The sequence below is a fragment of the Phenylobacterium sp. genome (assembly GCF_036495085.1).
Taxonomy (GTDB): Bacteria; Pseudomonadota; Alphaproteobacteria; order Caulobacterales; family Caulobacteraceae; genus Phenylobacterium.
This window is the reverse complement of the sequence record NZ_DASXNL010000035.1, coordinates 1-2,249: the sequence shown is the minus strand read 5'-3', so window position 1 is coordinate 2,249 and position 2,249 is coordinate 1. Positions and strand designations below refer to the sequence as shown.

Genomic DNA, 2,249 nt, shown 5'->3' with positions numbered 1-2,249 from the left:
GGCTGGGACGCTTGCGGCGCCCGCGAGCTCGCGGCCTCGGCCATACGGCGCGGCACGGGGAAGCCGTCGGCGGCAAGGTGCTCGGCATCGCTGAAGAGGTTCGCCCAGGCGAGCTTCCCGTGGTCGTGCTGGGCCATGTAGAGCATCGCAATGGCCCCAGGTACGCCGGCCGATCGGCCAGTGACGATCGCCTGGCCCTTGGGCAGGGGTTTCCCGTTCGGGCCGTAGAACATGTCGGGCGTTGCGCCGGCCGGCGCGGTCTCCCGGCCGTTGTAGGCGCTGACCTTGTGGGTCTTGGCGTCGTAGTAGGTCATGAAAGCGCCACCGCCGAGGCCCGAGCTCTGCGGCTCCACCAGACCAAGCACCGCCTGGACGGCGACGGCTGCGTCAACTGCCGAACCGCCAGCCTTCAGGACCTTCAGGCCCGCATCGACAGCCATCGGATTGGCCGCAGCAACCATGGAGGAGGGTCCGGTCGCGGGCTTCCCCGTGGCCGGGAGGGCACAGGCGGCGGCGAGGGCGATAAGGCCAAGGGGCAGGAGACGCTTGACGAAGGTCACGTGTACGAAGCTCCGGACGAACGGGTGGATCGGCGCAACACTTAAGGCAGCGCGCGTGGACAACTAACCTCCCGGCATGCGAGGTCGCATGTCCATGGAGACTCAGCCTTCGCACGCTCGCCCGGGCGTTCGCAACCTGATCACTGATATCCTGGGTCTGAAGGTTGGCCAGGCGCACGATGTCGCGGCGCGCAGCGGGGTCACCGTGATCCTGCCCGACGCACGCGCGGTCTGCGCCTACGACGTTCGCGGCGGCGCCCCCGGCACCCGGGAGACCGACGTGCTGGCGCCGGAGAACTTAGTCGAGGCGGTGGACGCCGTGGTGCTGGCCGGTGGTTCGGTCTACGGCCTTGCGGCGGCCGATGGGGTCGCAGCCTGGCTGGGCGCGCGTGGGCGTGGCTACGGGCTTTCGCAGATCTCCGGCGTGCCGGTCTCTCCGGTCGTCCCCGCCGCGATCCTTTTCGACCTCGCCAACGGCGGCGACAAGGCCTGGGGAGAGACACCACCCTACCGCGCGTTGGGCCTGACGGCGGTGGCTACGGCTTCCGAACGCGTCGAACTGGGGACTGCCGGCGCGGGCTATGGCGCCATGGCGGGGTCGCTGAAGGGCGGGATCGGTTCGGCCTCGATGAGGGCCTCCGACGGGATGCTGGTCGGCGCGCTGGTTGCGGTCAACTGCTGGGGTTCGGTGACCGCGCCGGGTGGCCGCACCTTCTGGGCCGCGCCTTATGAGATCGAAGGTGAATTTGGTGGCTTGGGCTCAGGCGGTCTTGTCGCCGCGCCCGAGGACTGGGGTCTGTCAAAATCGCCGGGCGAGGCCCGAAACACGACCATCGCCTGCATCGCCACCGACGTGACACTGACGCCGGCCCAAGCCAAGCGGGTCGCGATCATGGCCCAGGACGGCCTCGCTCGCGCCATACGACCTATCCATTCGCCCTTTGACGGCGATGTGGTGTTCGCTCTCTCCACCTCCCAGCGTCCGATGCCGGAGGCCGCAGACTACACGGTGGCGCGCCTGGGGGCTCTCGCCGCCGACGCGCTGGCCCGCGCCGTGGCGCGTGCAGTCTTCGAGGCTCGGCCTTGGCCAGGCGCCGACGTGCCTTGCTGGCATCGTCCGCCAGGCGCCGCCTGAACCCCCCTTCGCCCAAAGCCCCGGAGGATATCCACAAGGTCTGAGGCAGCCCGAAGCTCAGGCAAGTCCGCGAAGCATACCGGCTTCCAAGCGTCATAAGCCCAAAGAGCGAGGGTGTGACGTCGCTCCCGCGGGGCGCGCCCTTGTCAGTGAACAGGTTCGTGGGCTCGGGCCGGGGCGTCCATCGGGCGCAGGCCCGCTCGGTGGGCATCGTGCGTTTAGGGTTGAACCGCAAGGGGCGGACGGCTAGATAGCCGCCTCGCCGTTAGGCGGTGCGCGCCCGTAGCTCAGCTGGATAGAGCATCAGACTACGAATCTGAGGGTCGGACGTTCGAATCGTTCCGGGCGCGCCATTCTTTCAAAGACTTAGCGGTTTCCGGGTGTCTCCCGTTTCCCTTCGGGGACACGGCTGGGGACACAACATCTAGCGCGTCCGCGATTGAGCGGCCGAAAATGCGCTTTCCGGGCGCGCTGTGGTTTTGGAGTTACAGAGCTATCGAGCTACCCTCCACCTAGGGCATGGGGGAAGGACTGATGGGAGAGACACGGGATCG

General features: G+C 68.2%; 2 protein-coding genes and 1 tRNA gene. 2 read left to right on the top strand and 1 reads right to left on the bottom strand.

Translation table 11 applies throughout. The features are described 5' to 3' along the window. Window positions 1–539, bottom strand: a 539-nt coding sequence (locus tag VGI62_RS05610) for a gamma-glutamyltransferase (protein WP_414695640.1), incomplete at its 3' end; no start/stop codon positions are given. 109 nt (window positions 540–648) lie between these two features. Between VGI62_RS05610 and VGI62_RS05605 the strand changes: the two genes are divergently transcribed. Together VGI62_RS05605 and VGI62_RS05600 are read left to right on the top strand one after the other, a co-directional pair. After that, complete coding sequence (locus VGI62_RS05605; protein WP_331503413.1) at window positions 649–1,695, top strand: P1 family peptidase; 1,047 nt, start codon at window positions 649–651, stop codon at window positions 1,693–1,695. A 276-nt stretch (window positions 1,696–1,971) separates the two neighbouring features. Next, window positions 1,972–2,048: transfer RNA gene (locus VGI62_RS05600), tRNA-Arg, on the top strand. Window positions 2,049–2,249: the final 201 nt, after the last annotated feature.

Coding starts and splice junctions, on each gene's coding strand:
- VGI62_RS05605 (WP_331503413.1), top strand. CDS start 649: ATGTCCATGGAGACTCAGCCTTCGCACGCTCGCCCGGGCGTTCGCAAC.